Below are 16,186 nucleotides of genomic sequence, written 5' to 3'. Positions count from 1 at the left end.
GAATGCCGTCTCAGTGTTCCTCGGCGGCGAGTTCGGACCCGGTCTCGCCGTCGGCGCGGACGAAGGTCTTCTCGCGATAGAAGATCGCTACGAAGACGAAGATGATCGATGCCACCGTCATGACGGCGGCAAAGAACAGGAAGTACATCGGGCCGACCAGCGCGTAGGTTGAGACGGTAGCCTCGGCGGCGTCGAACTGTCCGCTGCTGACGACCGGCTGGCGCGAGATCGCGTCGACCAGCCGTACGCGACTGGCCCCGGCGTCGATGTCGCCGATCAGATAGGTACCGGACAGCGGGTGGCTTTCGCCATCGTCGAGCATCACGTTGACGCCGCTGTTGCCGCCGAAGTCGATCTTCTGGCCGATCTCGAAGGCCTTGGCATCGGCGAGCTGCACCCAGGTCTGCGCGCCGGTCTCGGCGCCGAGCGCGGTGACGGGCTTGACCATGAAGTCGTTGACTGCGGCGGTGAACAGGTTGCCGACGCTGGTCGACAGCAGGAACAGCGCCATGATGAAGCTCTTCATGCGCAGCGGCGCCTGCTTGTAGCTGAACTCCAGCGCGGTGATCGAGACCAGCACCTCGGCCGCGGTCAGGATCGCGTAGGCCATGATCTGCCACCACACCGAGGTGACGATGCCGGATTGGATGCGCTGCTCGATCCACGCCACCAGTACGAAGGAGCTGGCGACCAGGAACATGCCGATGCCCATCTTGCGCAGCGGCGTGACGGTGAAGAAGCGGCCCATCAGCGGGTAGATGCCGTAGGTGAACACCGGCACCAGCAGCAGGATGAACAGCGCGTTCACGACCTGGATCTGCGCCGGCAGGATCACGACGCCCGGGATCAGGGTCTTGTCCATCAGGTCCGACTGCGCCTGCAGCACCCAGGTCTGGCCGTTGGACTGCTCCCACAGCGACCAGAAGAACGCCACGAACAGGTAGATCAGCGCCAGGCGCGCAATCACGCCGAGGCCTTCGCGCGAGAATACGTCGCGCAGCCAGGCCTTGCCGGCGGGCGGCACCACCGCGTACTTGCTGCGTCCCAGCCAGAACACCACGACCGCGGTCGCCATCATCACACCGGGCAGGCCGAAGGCGACCTTGGGGCCGTACTTCGGCAGCAGGATCGGGCACAGCGTGATCGAAATCAGCGAGCCGGCGTTGATCGAGATGTAGAACCACGAGAACGCACGCTCGATCAGATGCGAATTGGCGGCGGTGAACTGGTCGCCGACGTTGGTCGAGACGCAGGGCTTGATGCCGCCGGTGCCCAGTGCGATCAGGAACAGGCCGAGCGCCATCGACATCGGGCTGTCGGAGATCGCCAGAAACGCACAGCCGGCGACGTAGGCGCTGGAGAAGATCATGATCGTGCGGAACTTGCCGAGGAATACATCCGACACGATTGCGCCAAGCACCGGGAAGAAATAGGCGCCGGATTTGAACAGGGATTGCCAGGTGGTCGCCTGCGCATCACCGAAGTGCAGGAAGTTGACCATGTACACCGTCAGGATCGCGTTGATGCCGTAATAGCAGAAGCGCTCCGCGAACTCGTTGATGACGATGTACGGAATGCCTGCCGGCATGCGATTGGCGTTGGTGTTCATACTCTCCCCGGAATGGCGGGCCCGGCCGGACCCCAAACCACCAGTCTACGAAGTTGCCGCGTGCGCCCGCCTGAGGACTTCCCCGTCGTCGAGCCCGTTGATTTCGATCACTTTCTGTGTGCTGGTCTGGCCGCGAACGATGCTGATCGTCGACTTCGGTACGTCCAGGATCTTGGCCATCAGTTCGACCACGGCCTGGTTCGCCTTGCCCTTGTCGGGCGCCGCCGTGACCGAGACTTTCAGCTGTCCGTCGTGCCAGCCGGTCACCGCATTGCGCCCGGCCTTGGGTGCGACCTTCAACGTCAGGCGTCCGCTCATCGAGCGGCGCTGCTGTTGGTGATGACCTGGCGATAGAAACGAACCATGTTGGCGTAGTCGGCGACGCCGATGCGCTCATCGGTGCCGTGAATGCGCGTCTGGTCGTCGGGCCGATAGAAGAACGGTGCGAAGTAGTAGGCCTGATCCCGAAGCGCCGCATAGTGGCGATTGTCGGTGGTGGCCATGATGATGCCGCTGGAGATCAGAGCCTGCGGAAACACCTGGGCGACGCTGCGCGCGATGACGTCGAACTGTGGCGCGCTCGGGTCCGACAGCGGCGGCGCCTCATTGCCGAACTCCGCGGTCGGCGCGACTTCCACTGCATCGTCGTCGATCGCTTCAACGATGTGCTGGCGGACCCTTTCGATGGTGTCGCCGGGCAGCAGGCGATAGTTGACCAGCGCGTAGGCTTCAGACGGCAACACATTGTCCTTGACGCCACCGCGGAACACCGTGATCGCCTGGGTCGTGTGAATCAGCGCGCTGGTGATTGGCGTATCCGAAAGCACCTGTAGCAGCAGTGGCTCGAACACCGCGCGGTTGGCGATCATCAGGCGTGCGGCAAACGGCATCTCCGGTGCGAGGCGTTCGAGCATCGTTGCCACCGGAGGCGTCAGGCGGGGCGGCAGCGGATGCGCGTCGAGCCGCGTGATCGCCCGCGCCAACCGCGGGACCACCATGTCCTTGCCCGGCATCGACGAATGACCGCCGTGACCCTTCAGGCCGAGTTTGAAGGTGATGTAGCCCTTCTCGCCGGCCATGATCGCCGCGACTGGCGGCTCGATGCCGGCAATGATGCCCTGCATGATCGCGCTGCCTTCGTCGAGCGTGAATTCCAGATGCACGCCGCGCTTCTGCAGCGTCGCCGCAATCTGTGTCGCACCGTTCTTGCCGCCGATTTCCTCGTCATGGCCGAATGCCAGATAGATCGTGCGCTGGGGCTCAAAGCCTTCCGAGCTCAGCTTTTCAACGGCCTCCATGATGCCCATCAGGCAGGACTTGTCGTCCAGCGTGCCACGTCCCCAGATGTAGCCGTCAGCGATGACGCCGTCAAATGGCGGGTGGCTCCATTGGGTTTCGGTGCCGGGTTCGATCGGGACCACGTCCATGTGCGCCGCCAGCAAGACCGGCGGCAACGACGGATCCGCTCCTTTCCAGGTGTAGAGCAGGCTGTAGTTGTTGACCTGCTCGACCTGCAGCTTGGCGTGCACGTTGGGGAACAGCGTGCGCAACAGCTGATGGAACCTCAGCAGGGTCGGGCCGGCGTCGGGGGCGCCTTCCGGGTCGGACACGGTCGCAACCCGCAGACCCTGCGCGAGACGCTGCGCCAGTTCATCCTCGTCCAGCGGCACGGGCTCGATTGCCGCAGCGAGCGGTGGCGGAGACTGCAGGCGTGTCGCGCGCAACACCATCACTGCAGCCAGAACAATCAAGAGGAGAACTGTGCCGATGATCCATTTTTTCATCGGCGTAGCGTAACGGCTCGTTACCGTTGTTGCAGCTCCGGATCAGGCAAACAGGCCGCCGATCATCGCGCCGATCAGCAAGGTGCCGATCTGCATCATGGCCAGCATCGCGACGCCCATGCCGGCGACCATGGCAATCATCGGCATGCCGGTGAACAACGTGGTCAGCGCGAAGATCGAAATGCCCAGCAGCAGCGCGGGCAGCGCCGCGGCGGTCAAGGCTTTGCCAACGCCGCCGGCGATCCAGCCGCCGACCACGCCGGCCGTCAGGGTGCCGACGACCGGTAGCCAGAACAGCAGCAGGTTCAGCAGCAGCATGACGATGCATCCCAGGAGGACACTGCCATCGCGGCGGGGTTGGTAGACGGCTTCCATTAGAGGTCTCCGGTCGAGGCGTGTGGAGTTGAAGTCATGCGGGTTCGCGCCGCTGCCGCGCCAGGCGGGCGCGGCCACCAGTGGCGTGCGCGGTGCAGCGTGCGGCGCCCCCAGTGACCCATGTCCTCCAACGCCAGATAAATCGTCGGCAGCACCAGCAGCGAGATGAAGGTTGCGAACACCAGGCCGCCGATGATCGCGCGCGCCATCGGGAAGTAGGCCGGACCGTTGCCGCCCAGGGTGGTGTCGTTCAGCGCCAGCGGCACCATGCCGAGCACCGTGGTGGCGGCGGTCATCAGGATCGGACGCAGGCGGTCGCGCGAGCCGTGCAGCACCGCTTCGCGGCGGTCGATGCCGCGTTCACGCAGCTGGTTGATGTGGTCGATCAGCACGATGCCGTTGTTGACCACGACGCCCATCAACACCAGCATGCCGATCATCGCCATGAACGAGAAGTCGGTGCCGGTGGCGAGGAAGAACCAGAACACGCCGATGAAGGAAAACAGGATGCTGCTGATGATCGCAGTCGGTGCCAGCACCGATTCGAACAGAGCAGCCATCACGATGTAGATGCAGGCGATCGCCAGCAACATGTTCTGCACCATCGTCTGCATGCTTTCCTGGTCGTCGTCGAAGGCGCGACCGTAGCCCCAGGAATACCCGGGCGGAAACTGCATCTGGTCTAGCGTCTCGCGCACATGCTTGCGCGCATCCTCCGCGGTGGTGCCTTCGGCTGTGCCGAAGTCGATGGTCAGCGCGGTGTGGCGATCGTCGCGCTCGATCTTGCCGGGCACATCGCCGATCGACAGTTCGGCCAGGGTTGACAGGGTCACACGCTCGCCCTTGGGTGTGACCACCGGCAGTGCACGCAGCGCGTCGAGGTTGAGGCGGTCCTCACGGCGGAACTGCAGCACCATCTCGACTTCGCCGGTCGGTGTGCGATAAGGACGCAGCTGCACGCCGCGCATTGCACCGGCAACCACCTCGGCAACGTCCTGGCTCGACAGTTCGTACAGCCGTGCCTTGTCGCGATCGACACGGACGCGGACCTCCCAGTCCTCGGCGGTGGTGTTCAGGCGCACGTCGGTGAGGCCCGGAATCTGGCGCATCACGCGCTCGGCCTCGCGGGCGACGTCGCGCAGGTATTCGCTGGACTCGCCGAAAATCTGTACCGAGAGTTTTTCTCCCGAGCCCTGCCGGTTTTCTTCAAAGCTCGGATCGCCGATTGCAATCTTCGGCAGTCCTTTGCGGATCTCGTCGCGGATCTGCTTCGGTTTCTGGCTCAGTTGATCAGGGTCTTTGAGGATGATGCTGGACTCGGCGCGACCCAGGTCGAAATAGGTATAGACCGATTCGATCTCGAAGCGCTCCTTGTTCTTGAACAGATAGGCCTCAACGGTGTTCACCGCTTCTTCGACTTTGGACAGACTGTAGACACTGTTGACGTTGTAGCGCAGAAACAGGCGCTTGCCGGAGTCCTCGGGGAACATGTCCTGCTTCACCAGCGCGGCCGGGACTGCGACGCTCGCCAGCGTCAGCACAATGAACAGACCCGTCCAGGCCGGATGTCGAAGAGTCCAGCCGAGCACGCGTGCGTAGGCGTGAGCCAGACGCTCGATCCAGCGCCCGCCGCTGTTGTTTGATTCGCTGCGAAAGCGCGTGGTCAGCTGTGGGATCAAGGTCAGCGCGATCAATAGCGACGCCGCCAGCGACACGCAGATCGTCACCGCCACGTGCGAGAGATAAATCGTGATCTCGTTCTGCACGCCGAACACGTTGGGCAGGAACACGATGGCCGTGGTCAGTGTGCCGAGCGCGACTGCCAGCGCGACGCCGCGCACGCCGTTGAGTGTTGCCGACACTGGATCGGCATTGCGGCTGCGTTCGGAAAAGATCGACTCGGTGACCACCACGGAGTTGTCGACCAGCATGCCGACCGACAGCATCAGACCCATCAGGGTCAGGATGTTCAGCGAGAAGCCGAGGAAGTACATCGCTGCGAGGGTGATCATCAGCGACAGCGGCACCGCACTGGTGACGATCGCGGTCATCTTCCAGTCGCGCAGGAATGCGTACAGCACGATGATCGACAGCAGGGCGCCGATCAGGCCGGCCTGCACCAGATCGTCCAGTGACTTGCGCACAGCGTCGGCGGTGTTATCCATCACGTACAGCGAAATTCCCGCCATCTCCGGCAGCGCGCGGACGGCGTCGAGTTCGGCCATCGCACGGTCGGCGACTTCAACCATGTTGGCGCCGGTTTCCTTGAAGATATTCAGGCCGATTGCGTAGTGACCATCGAGGTGACGGCCGTAGGTGCGTACCGGGTCTGTGTACTCGACGTCGGCGATGTCACCGAGGCGCAGGCCGCGACGGTCGATGACGACGGCGCGGATCGCGTCCAGCGACTCGAAACGGCCTTCCGGTTTGACGTAGTAGCGCTTGCCGGCTTCGACATAGTCGCCGGCAGTCAGCGCGAAATTGGCCTTTTGCAGGGTTTTGCCCAGCTCGCGCAGATCAATGCCGTGTGCGGCGACACGGTCGGCGGCCAGTTCGATGCGGACTTCCTTGGGCTCAACCCCGTAGAGCTCGACCTTGGATATGCCGGGCAGGCGTTCGAGCCGGCGCTTGAGATTGCGCTCGAGCATGTCGTAGGCATTCGACAGGTCGCGTTCAGCCGACACGCGCAAGGTCAGCACCGGAATGCTGCCGGCCTCGAACTTGTGCACCTGAATGCGTTCCAGCTCCTGCGGCAGGCTGTTGCGGACCGAGTCGATCTTGTCGCGCGCCTCGACGCCCTTGATTGCCAGGTCCTGCCCCCAGTCGAACTGCAGAAAGACGTTGGCGCCGCTGTCGGTGGATTCCGAATGCATGCGTTCGATGCCGGGCAGGGTGGCCAACGCTTCCTCGATCGGTCGCGTGATGCGGCGCTCGACTTCCTCCGGTGTCGAGTTGCGATACGGCACCTCGACGAACAGGCCGGGGAACTCGATATCCGGCAGGAACTCCAGCGGCAGCCGTTGTCCGGCGATCATGCCGATCACCGTCATGCAGACGAAGAACATCGCCACCGTGACCGGCCGCTTCAGTGACAGCTGTGTCAGGTTCATCACGCGAGGTTCTCCGGATTTTCCGGCGCGCTGCCACGCTCCATCAGCGTGTACATCACCGGGATCACCACCAGCGTGAGCAAGGTCGAGACGGTCAGGCCGCCGATGACCGTGATCGCCATTGGCTGGCGCACTTCAGCGCCTTCACCGGCCCCGATTGCCATCGGCAGCAGGCCCAGCACCGTGGTCAGGGTGGTCATCAGAATCGGCCGCAGGCGCGAGCGCCCGGCTTCGATGATCGCGGTGTGCGCGTCGTGTCCTTCGTGGCGCAGGCGATTTGCCAGATCGATCAGCACGATGCCGTTCTTCACCACGATCCCGGCCAGCACGATCATGCCGATCAGCGCGACAACGTTGATGACCGAACCGGTGATGTACAGCGACAGAATCGCACCGATTGCGGCGAGCGGGATCGTGAACAGGATCACGAAGGGATGCACCAGCGATTCGAACTGCGAGGCCATCACCAGATAGACCAGAAACACCGCCAGAGCCAATGCCATCTGCAGCGAGCGGAACGACACGTTCATCTCCTCGCTCTGACCGGCGACATCGGCGCTGATGGTCTCTGGCAGGCGCAGGTCCGCGATCATGTGCTCCAGCTCTGTGACGCCGTCACCCAGATCGCCGTATGCGAGATTGGCCGACACCATGATCACGCGCTGCTGATCGACGCGGCGGATTTCGCTGGGGCCGCTTTTCAGGCGCACTTCGGCGACCGACGACAGGCGCACCGGCTGTTCGGCTTCCGGGTTCACCAGCAGATTGCGCACGGCATCCAGACTGGTACGGCTGTCTTCACTGCCGCGAACCAGCACGTCGATCTCGCGATCACCGATGCGATAGCGCGTGGCGATGTTGCCGCGCACCGCGCGTGAGACGCGGTCGGCCAGCACGGCAGTATCGAGGCCGAGATTGGCTGCGCGTTCCTGGTCGAACAGCACCTGGATTTCCGGATGGCCGGGGATCAGCGTGGTATCGACCTCGGTGAAGCGGTCGGATGCCAGCATGCGGTTGCGCAGTGCCTCGGAATAGCGCTGAAGGGCGTCGAGATCGTAGCCGGCAAGTTCCACTTCCAGCGGCGTCTTCAGCGTGAACAGCGTCGGGCGCGTGTATTTGAAACTCGCTCCCGGCACCTTGGCGATGCGCGGAGACAGCGCGTCGATCACCTCGCCCTCGCGGGAGAACGCTGAGGGCTCGAGCACGATGTTGACGGTGCCGGAGTTTTCGCCGCCGGTTTCGGGATTGGCGTCCAGGCGGTTGCCGGTGCCGGCCACGGTGTACGCGGCCTTGATCACCGGTTTGATCGACTCGACGCTGTCCAGCGAACGATTCACGCCCTGAAGTACCGCATCAGTGCGATCCAGCGGGGTTCCCGGCGGCAGCTGGATTTCTGCGCGGAATTCACCCTGGTTGAACGGCGGTATCAGCTCGACGCCGATGCGGGGAAGTAATGCCAGGGTCAGCGCCAGCAGCAGGCCGGCGACGCCGAGCACGACGACACGATGCTGCAGCGACCATTGCAATACGGGCACGTAACGCATTTCCAGCCAGCCAAACAGGTGCTGCCATACGGCTGCAATCGGGCGCAGGATCAGGCCGAGCATCAGGCCCAGCAGGCGGAACACTTGCACGAACGGCCACAGCAGCAGGGCCGGAAATCCCTCCAGCGCCCCATAGCGAAGCTTCGACACGCCGGTGCGGATGCGTCCACGTCCCTCGACGATCGGTGTCGCTGGAATGACCGGCTTCGAACGCGCTGCGCGCGATGCCATGGTCGGAATCAGGGTCAGTGACACGATCAGCGAAAACGCCAGTGCGCCACTGACCACCAAGGCCTGATCGCTGAACAGCTGCCCGGCAATGCCTTGCACGAACACCATCGGGAAGAACACCGCGACAGTTGTCAGGGTCGAAGCGGTGACCGCGCCGGCCACTTCGGACGCGCCGATCACCGAGGCCTCGTGCAGTTCCAGTCCGCGTTCGTGGTGGCGGTGGATGTTTTCCAGCACGACGATGGCGTCGTCAACCAGCATGCCGATTGCCAGGGCGATGCCGCCCAGGGACATGATGTTCAGCGACATGCCGCTGGCGTACATCACGTTGAAGGTGGCGATCACGGAGATCGGAATCGCGATAGCAACGATCGAGGTGGTCCACGCGTTGCGCAGGAACAGGAACAGCACCAGGATTGCGAGCAGGCCACCTTCCAGTCCGGCGCTCTTGACCTGGTCGATCGCCTGCTTGATGAAGACCGACTGATCGTACAGAGGCCGCAATTCAATGTCTGGCGGCAGCTGTTTCTGCAGCTGCTCGACGCGGCTGCGGATGCGTTCGGCGACCGACACGGTATTGCCGTCACCTTCCTTGTACATGGAGATTTCGACCGCTTCGGCGCCATCGATACGGATGATCGCCTCGCGCTCCTTGAAGCCTGCACGCACTTCGGCGACGTCTTTCAGGTAGACCGAGCGATCGCTGCGGGTCAGCAGAATCGTGTCCCGCATTTCATCCAGCGACTTGAACTGGTTCAGCGTGCGCACCAGATAACTCGCAGCACCCTGTTCGACGCGGCCGCCGGAGATGTTGGCGTTCTCTGCGCTGAGGCGATTGGCGACCTGCTCCAGCGTCAGATTGAACTGTGCGAGCTTGCCGACGTCGACCAGCACCTGGACTTCGTCTTCGAGGCCGCCGCTGATCTTGACCGCGGCGACGCCTTCGACGCCCTCCATCGGCTTCTGCACCACGTCTTCGGCGACGCGACGCAGATGTTTCAGTGCGGTTTCGTCCGCCGGCCTCTGCGCGCCGTCCTTGGTCGGCTTCAAGGCCAGCGCATAGCGCATGATCGGATCCTGCGTCGGATCGAAGCGCAGCACGATCGGACGGCCGGCTTCCTTCGGCAGATCCAGCGCGTCGATCTTCTCGCGAACGTCGAGCACCGCGAAGTCCATCTGCGTGCCCCAGTTGAACTCCAGGGTGACGTCGCTGCGCTCGGCCAACGATGTGGACCGTACCTGGCGCACGTTGCGGATCACGCCGACCGCTTCTTCGAGCGGCTTGGACAGCAGCGTCTCGACTTCCTCCGGGGCCGCGCCGGGCAGCTCGGTGCGGATGGTCAGCGTCGGATATGACAGATCCGGCAGCAGGGTCACTTCCAGGCGCGACTGCGCGACCATGCCGAACAGCAGCACGGCAAACGTCAGCATGCTGATGGCAACCGGACGGCGTGTGCAGAATTCGATGAATTTCATATTCGCTGCCGTCACCGCGCGTCACTGCGTGCGGATGGCGGCATTCCCCCTGTGCGATGCCTGATCGGTGAACGGGCTGAAGGCGCTACGTGGACGGCGTTAGCCGGCGTCGCCGGCGGTTGCCGCCACTGATGGCGCCTTCTCCGGCGGAACCGCTTCGGGCGCGTTGACGATTTCAATCTTGCTGTCGTCCTTCAGGCTCGCCTGTCCGGTGACCACCAGCTGATCGCCCACCTTGAGTCCATCGACGACTTCGTAGTGCTCCGCATCGCTGTAGCCGACCTTGATGGTGCGACGGTGGGCGCGCCCCTCGGTTACGACGAACACGCTTTGCTGGGCGTCCTCGGTCAACACGGCGTCCTTGGGAATCAGCAGGGCATTTTCACGGCGGTCGTACAGAATCTCGACGCGGCCGAACATGCCGGGTTTGAGCTCGGGCTGTTCGGGTGCCATCGCCACGGTGACCTTGACCGTGCCCGTGCTGGCGTCGACCACCGGATTGACGCGCAGGATCGAGCCCTTGAAGGTCTTCTGTGGCCAAGCGTCGACGGTCAGCGTGGTCGACTGGCCAGCGGCGAGTTTGTAGATGTCACGTTCGGGTACGTAGATCTGTGCCTGCAGGCTGTCCATCTTGGTCACCCGAAATGCCGGGCTGCCGGCCTGAATCATGTTGCCAACCTTGATGTAGCGCAGCGACACCACGCCTGAAAACGGCGACTTGATCTCGGATTCATCCAGCGCCAGACGTGCCAGATCGTAGGCGGCGCGTGCGCCATCCAGCTCGAACTTCGAGCGTTCGTAGGCTTCGCGTGACACCAGATTGCGCTGGTACACCGAGGCGTTGCGCTTGAAGTCCTGCTCCAGCTGGTCAAGGCTTGCCTTGGAGCGTGCGACTTCAAGCCGCAGGCGCTCGGTTTCCAGACGCGCAAGCACCTGTCCGGCGCTGACCCGCTGGCCCTCTTCGACCTGGATCGACTCGATCACGCCGCTGGTTTTTGAATTGACGATCGCTTCGGCTTCCGCCTCCAGGGTTGCCGTGCCGCGATATGCGGCTTCGATGGCGCCCTGGGTTGCCGTCGCAATCTCGACCGGGATCGATGCCTCTTCTTTGGCATCTTTGTCCTTGGATTCGCCCTGACTGCATCCCGATATGACGCCGGCCAGACTGATGGCTGCCAGCGTCCACGCGATTTGCGCCTTCATGCATCGCTCCCGATTCTTGATTTGTGTGCAAATAGACCAAGACTTGTGCCAGCCTTTGATCATTGAGTAAAGCTTTGAAAAAAATAAACTTTATTCTGTCAGTCAAATCGAAGGATGGGCCGCGTTAGCCGAGGCGGCGCATTTTTGGTCGATTCAACCACTCTATGGCGGAATACGATCAGCATTCGGAGCGTTATTATTTATCGACTAATAATTCATTTGGCGATACATAAGCTGACCCGCCCCTGGGCGACACTGGAATTTGGATGCGATTGCATGCCGAAAGGTTGCATCGGGCGGGTCTGACCTCATCTGCTAGCATGAACGGCCGCCGACGACGTCAATCGGGTCGGCGGCTTCAATTTACGCTGTTTCCATCAGGATGCTTCTCATGCAAGTTGCCGATCGGCACGTGGTCTACATTCATTACACCCTCACCAATGACGGCGGCGAAGTGCTCGACAGTTCGCAGGGTGGTGATCCGCTGGCATTCGTTTTCGGTGCGGGCAACATCATCCGCGGCTTGGAAAAGGCGCTCGACGGTAAGGCTGTGGGCGACAAGCTGAATGTCCGCGTTGCGCCGGCAGAAGCCTATGGCGAGCGCGATGATCGTCTGATCCAGGAAGTGCCGCGCGAGGCATTTCAGGGCGTCGACGAAATCCAGCCGGGCATGGCGTTCAATGCCCAGAGCAGCCAGGGTCCGATGCGCGTGGTTGTGACCGCAGTGACGGACGAGCTGGTCACGGTTGACGGCAACCACCCGCTGGCCGGCGAGCATCTGACGTTTGACGTCGAGATCACCGAAGTGCGTGAAGCCACCACCGAAGAGCTGGAGCACGGTCACGTGCACGGCCCGGGTGGACATCACCACTGAGGCCTGTGCCGGGAACCCCGGCACTGCTGACGGGGTCGCAAGTCGACCCCGGTATTTGACAGTGGAGCTGCCGATGCGCCTGCCGTTTCGTTTGCTTCTGGTTGCAACCCTTGGGCTGGCCGCGGCTGCTCCGGTTTGGTCGGCCCCAGCCGATACCGCGTTGACGCTGGCGGTGGCCGGAGAACATCGCGATCCCAAGCATGTCGCGCGCGACGTCTGGCGGCATCCGGCGGAGACGCTGACTTTCTTCGGCGTCAGGCCCGACATGACGGTGGTCGAGGTCTGGCCGGGCGGCGGGTGGTATACCGAAATCCTGGCGCCGTATTTGCGGCAGACCGGAAAACTGTATGTCGCCGATTTTGTCGTCGATACCGACAAGGCTTCGGACTACGTCAAGCGCTCACATGCGCGCTTGATGGACAAGTTTGCCGCGCTGCCCGGCATTTATGACCGCGTCGAGATCACCGCTGCGGGACAGCCGGACCGCTGGGCGATTGCCCCCGCCGGCACCGCCGATCTCGTACTGACGTTCCGCAATGTGCATAACTGGCTGGCGGCGGGCTACGACACGCGCATGTTCCAGGCGTTTTATGACGCACTCAAGCCAGGCGGAACGCTGGGTGTGGTCGAGCACCGGGCGCGGCCCGGTACGGATCTCGACACGATGAAGCGCAGCGGCTATGTCACCGAGGCGTATGTGATCCAGCTGGCGGAAGCCGCGGGCTTCAAGCGCGCCGACAGCAGCGAGATCAATGCCAACCCGGCGGACGACACCAACCATCCGGAAGGGGTCTGGACCTTGCCGCCGAGTCTGCGCCTGGGCGACAAGGACCGCGAAAAGTACACCGCGATTGGCGAGTCCGATCGCATGACCCTGAAGTTCGTCAAGCCGGCCCTGTAGCGGGGGAAAGCTCAGCGGGTGACGGCTTCCAGCGCATAGCGCTGATCCCATTCCTCGCGTTGCTGTACCAGCCGCAGGTCCTGCCATAGCAGGAACGCGCGACTGCGCAGTTTTGCCCCGACCTCGCTGACCGCCAGATCCAGACTGCTGGCGATGCGCAGGTGTCCACGAGTCATTTCAGAGCGCCCTGAACGTTCACGGGGCAACTCGGGCAGGTACTTGCGCTGCTGTGCCCGGTATGACGCGGCATCTTCGGGTTCGAATTCGGTCTGGTACAGGCGATCATTGAAGAAGGTCATCTCCAGACGGCCGCTCTGATCCCAATGCTTGTATTCACGCACGGTGATGATGTCGACATCGTGAGGCGGTACGTCATCGCTCACCGGTTGATGACTCGATTCCAGTGCCGGCAGATAACCGCCCTGTTGCAGATCGCTCATCACCGCATCAACGCGCATGTAACTGCGAAAGGGTGAGAGAAGGTCCACCGGCGGTGCCAGCGCAGTGAACTTCGTCGCTGGCGGGGTCGGCTCGGCGGCTGATGCAGAAGCCGGCTGCGCGGGCGGAAGCGGAACCCCTGGGGGTGACTCGGTGGAATCGGTTTCCGTTTCTGCGCGGGCTGCCTTGGTCTCAGCCACTGGTGTGGGCTGGGCTGTGCTCGCGGGCGTCGGCATCACCGTGGGCTCGGGTTCGTGTTCGGCTGCCACTGCCACCACTGGTTCAGGGGGCGGCGCCGTAGCTTCCGATGGCACTTTCTGCTCATTGTGCGTGTCAGTAGCAGCAACCGGGGTTGGTTTCGGCGCACGCTCCTGGCGGACGTACTGGGCGTCCGGATCGAGCAGCGGGCGGATCACGATGACAAAGCAGATCAGCAGCGTGCCCATCAGCACCAAGCGCAGTGGACGCCATTTTTTCCACCACGCCGGTGGCTCGAGCCAGTCGCGTTTCGCTTGCGCCATTTCAAACACTCTCCAGAAGCCTGCCGCGGATCCGCAGCGCTCCGAACTGTAGCGAAACCTGCGACGGATAGCAGGATTTTATTTCGGTTCTCATCAATTCAATCGGACATCGGTGCGCCAGCGCCGATATGTTCACGCAGGAAGGCCAGCATCTTCGTATACAGCTCTTCGCGATGGTCCTCGTTCCAGAAGCCGTGTCCTTCGTTGGATTTGACCATCCACTCGTACGGGAGCTTGCGCTTGTCCATCGCCTTGCGCAGGAGTTTGGCTTGATCGAATGGTGCACGCTCGTCGAGTTCACCGTGGACGATGAAGACCGGGGCCTTCAGCGCCTCCAGATGGTTGATCGGAGATTGCGCCTCCAGTTCATCGGGATCGTCACCGATGTACTGGTTCATATAGTTGCGCCCCATTTTCGATCGGCGAATATCCGAGTTTCGTTTTAGGGCTGGCAGATCGTAAACCCCGGCATAGCCGATGACACATCGGTAGAGGTCCGGTTCGCGCACCGCGCTCATCAGGGATGCGTAACCGCCGTAGCTACCGCCATAGATGCAGATACGCGACCCGTCGACTACGCCGGACTCGGTCAGGTAATGCACGCCGTCGGTGATGTCGTCGATCATGGTCGTGCCCCAGTGCCCGCGACCATCTTCGTAGTGCTTGCTGCCGTAGCCGGCCGATCCGCGAAAGTTGACCTGCAGCACGGCATAGCCCTGAGTGGCCAGGAATTGCGGGTCACTTTCCCACTGCCATCCGTCACGAATGCCGAAAGGTCCGCCGTGCGGATTGACCACCAACGGAAGCTGCTTTTCCGTACGCCCCGGCGGCAGCGTCAGATAGCCGTGGATTGTGGCGCCGTCCCGCGACTTGAATGAAATGGGTCGACGTTCGCCCATCTGCGACGGATTGATCCAGCTTCGATATGCGTAGACGAACTGTGCCTTGTTGACCTTGCGGTCGTAGAGGTACAGCTCGCCCGGATTGCGGTCGCTGTCGACCAGAAACAACAGCCGGTCTGCGTTGCGGCTCCACGATACTGGCGATACCTCCTGGTCAGGGAAGCTCTGCGCCAGCGCGCGGATCAGTTCCGCGTCGGCGTGCTCAGGATTGATCCAGTCAGTTACCGGCTTGCCGGGTTCATAGCGTGCCGCCAAGGGCTGCTTGCGATCGGCCGAAAGCAGAACGCTGTCGAGATCGGCGACGTTGTCACAGGAGAGTGGGGACAGTTCTCCGGATTGCGAGTTCATCGACTCCAGGCAGTAGCGGTTGCTGCGATCACGCGCCTTGAAGTAGGCGGCGCCGGTCACGGAATCTGCTGCAATCGGGATCAGCGAACGCCCCTTGCGTGGGGTGCCGATTTCCCGCCATTTGCGCTCCACGGACTCGTACGCGAAGGTGCGGTCAAAAAGTGTCTTCTCGTCGCCGATCACTGCGAATTTCAGGGTGCCGGCGTCGTCGACCAGAAAGTCGGCCGATCCGGGAAGTGGCGCGGCGACGCCATTGTCCCGGCGGCTGGTGTAGACGTTGAGTCGGTGGGCGTAGCTCAGTGTGCCGCCCAGATACGGGTTGGTTGAACGGACTGTTTTGATCCAGATATCGTCCTTGTTATCGATCATAGGGTGCAGCATCCAGCCCCAGCCGTACTCGATCGAACCAGAGCCGGCGCCCGTCGCCGATTGTCCTCGATAGCCATACAGATAACGTTTGGCTGAGCCGTCAGCGTTGGAGGCAACCAGTTCGCCGGTCAGGCCCGGTTGTTCCAGCGGGCCGGCGCTGGAGCCAATGGCGATCACGATACGTTCGTCGCTGACCCACCACAGATCGGCCGCATGCTCATGATCCGGCGCGCGCAGACTGCCGATGATTTTCATGTCGGCGAGGCGAATCACCGCGACATGGGTTTCATCGCCGCGCGGCACGGTGGCAGCGAGCAGCGTGCCGTCAGGAGAGAGCTTGGCCTTGCCGAACTCGGCGTGACGGGCAAAGTCGCGCACCGATGGCGGCGCGGCCAGACAGGGGGTGAGGCAGACGGCTACACAGAAGGCGATGGCCAGTTTCATGCGCAGGCTGATTGCGATAGACAGCCGCAGTGTGCCAGCCGATCACGCAGGGCCCAA

At 62.7% G+C, this 16,186-nt stretch carries 11 protein-coding genes; 2 read left to right on the top strand and 9 right to left on the bottom strand.

The genetic code is table 11. The features are described 5' to 3' along the window. Positions 1-10 precede the first annotated feature (10 nt). From E4T66_RS12630 to E4T66_RS12600, 7 genes are all read right to left on the bottom strand, one after another. Positions 11-1,609: a POT-type proton-dependent oligopeptide transporter gene (locus E4T66_RS12630; RefSeq protein ID WP_136849403.1), complete on the bottom strand. Its 1,599-nt coding sequence runs from the start codon at positions 1,607-1,609 to the stop codon at positions 11-13. A gap of 45 nt (positions 1,610-1,654) precedes the next feature. Further along, positions 1,655-1,927, bottom strand: coding sequence for a DUF167 domain-containing protein (locus E4T66_RS12625; protein WP_136849402.1), 273 nt, complete (start codon positions 1,925-1,927; stop codon positions 1,655-1,657). Continuing rightward, positions 1,924-3,393, bottom strand: coding sequence for a M20 family peptidase (locus E4T66_RS12620; RefSeq protein WP_136849401.1), 1,470 nt, complete (start codon positions 3,391-3,393; stop codon positions 1,924-1,926). Before E4T66_RS12620 ends, E4T66_RS12625 begins: the two co-directional genes overlap by 4 nt. Positions 3,394-3,435: 42 nt before the next feature. Continuing rightward, complete coding sequence (locus E4T66_RS12615) at positions 3,436-3,768, bottom strand: hypothetical protein (protein ID WP_136849400.1); 333 nt, start codon at positions 3,766-3,768, stop codon at positions 3,436-3,438. After that, entirely contained in the window at positions 3,768-6,878 is a 3,111-nt protein-coding gene (locus E4T66_RS12610; RefSeq protein ID WP_136849399.1) for an efflux RND transporter permease subunit, read from the bottom strand. The genes E4T66_RS12615 and E4T66_RS12610 overlap by 1 nt, the downstream gene beginning before the upstream one ends. Further along, positions 6,878-10,129 (bottom strand): efflux RND transporter permease subunit, encoded by a 3,252-nt coding sequence (locus E4T66_RS12605; protein WP_136849398.1) that lies wholly within the window; start codon positions 10,127-10,129, stop codon positions 6,878-6,880. Before E4T66_RS12605 ends, E4T66_RS12610 begins: the two co-directional genes overlap by 1 nt. 99 nt (positions 10,130-10,228) lie before the next feature. Next, on the bottom strand, positions 10,229-11,332 hold the full coding sequence (locus tag E4T66_RS12600; protein WP_169577604.1) for an efflux RND transporter periplasmic adaptor subunit: 1,104 nt from the start codon (positions 11,330-11,332) through the stop codon (positions 10,229-10,231). A 391-nt stretch (positions 11,333-11,723) separates the two neighbouring features. On the opposite strand from E4T66_RS12600, the gene E4T66_RS12595 reads away from it, so the two are divergent. Together E4T66_RS12595 and E4T66_RS12590 are read left to right on the top strand one after the other, a co-directional pair. After that, on the top strand, positions 11,724-12,206 hold the full coding sequence (locus tag E4T66_RS12595) for an FKBP-type peptidyl-prolyl cis-trans isomerase (RefSeq protein WP_136849396.1): 483 nt from the start codon (positions 11,724-11,726) through the stop codon (positions 12,204-12,206). Between the two features lie 73 nt (positions 12,207-12,279). Beyond that, on the top strand, positions 12,280-13,107 hold the full coding sequence (locus E4T66_RS12590; protein ID WP_136849395.1) for a class I SAM-dependent methyltransferase: 828 nt from the start codon (positions 12,280-12,282) through the stop codon (positions 13,105-13,107). An 11-nt stretch (positions 13,108-13,118) separates the two neighbouring features. Here E4T66_RS12590 and E4T66_RS12585 read toward each other — a convergent pair whose 3' ends face one another. Then, positions 13,119-14,066 carry a hypothetical protein gene (locus E4T66_RS12585; protein ID WP_136849394.1) on the bottom strand — a complete coding sequence of 316 codons (948 nt, stop codon included), beginning with the start codon at positions 14,064-14,066 and terminating at the stop codon, positions 13,119-13,121. A gap of 98 nt (positions 14,067-14,164) precedes the next feature. Then, positions 14,165-16,129, bottom strand: a complete 1,965-nt coding sequence (locus E4T66_RS12580; protein WP_136849393.1) for an alpha/beta hydrolase family protein — start codon at positions 16,127-16,129, stop codon at positions 14,165-14,167. Positions 16,130-16,186 lie beyond the last annotated feature (57 nt).

The organism is Sinimarinibacterium arenosum, from assembly GCF_005047655.1.
Taxonomy (GTDB): Bacteria; Pseudomonadota; Gammaproteobacteria; order Nevskiales; family Nevskiaceae; genus Solimonas.
This window is presented reverse-complemented; position numbering and strand designations above follow the sequence as displayed.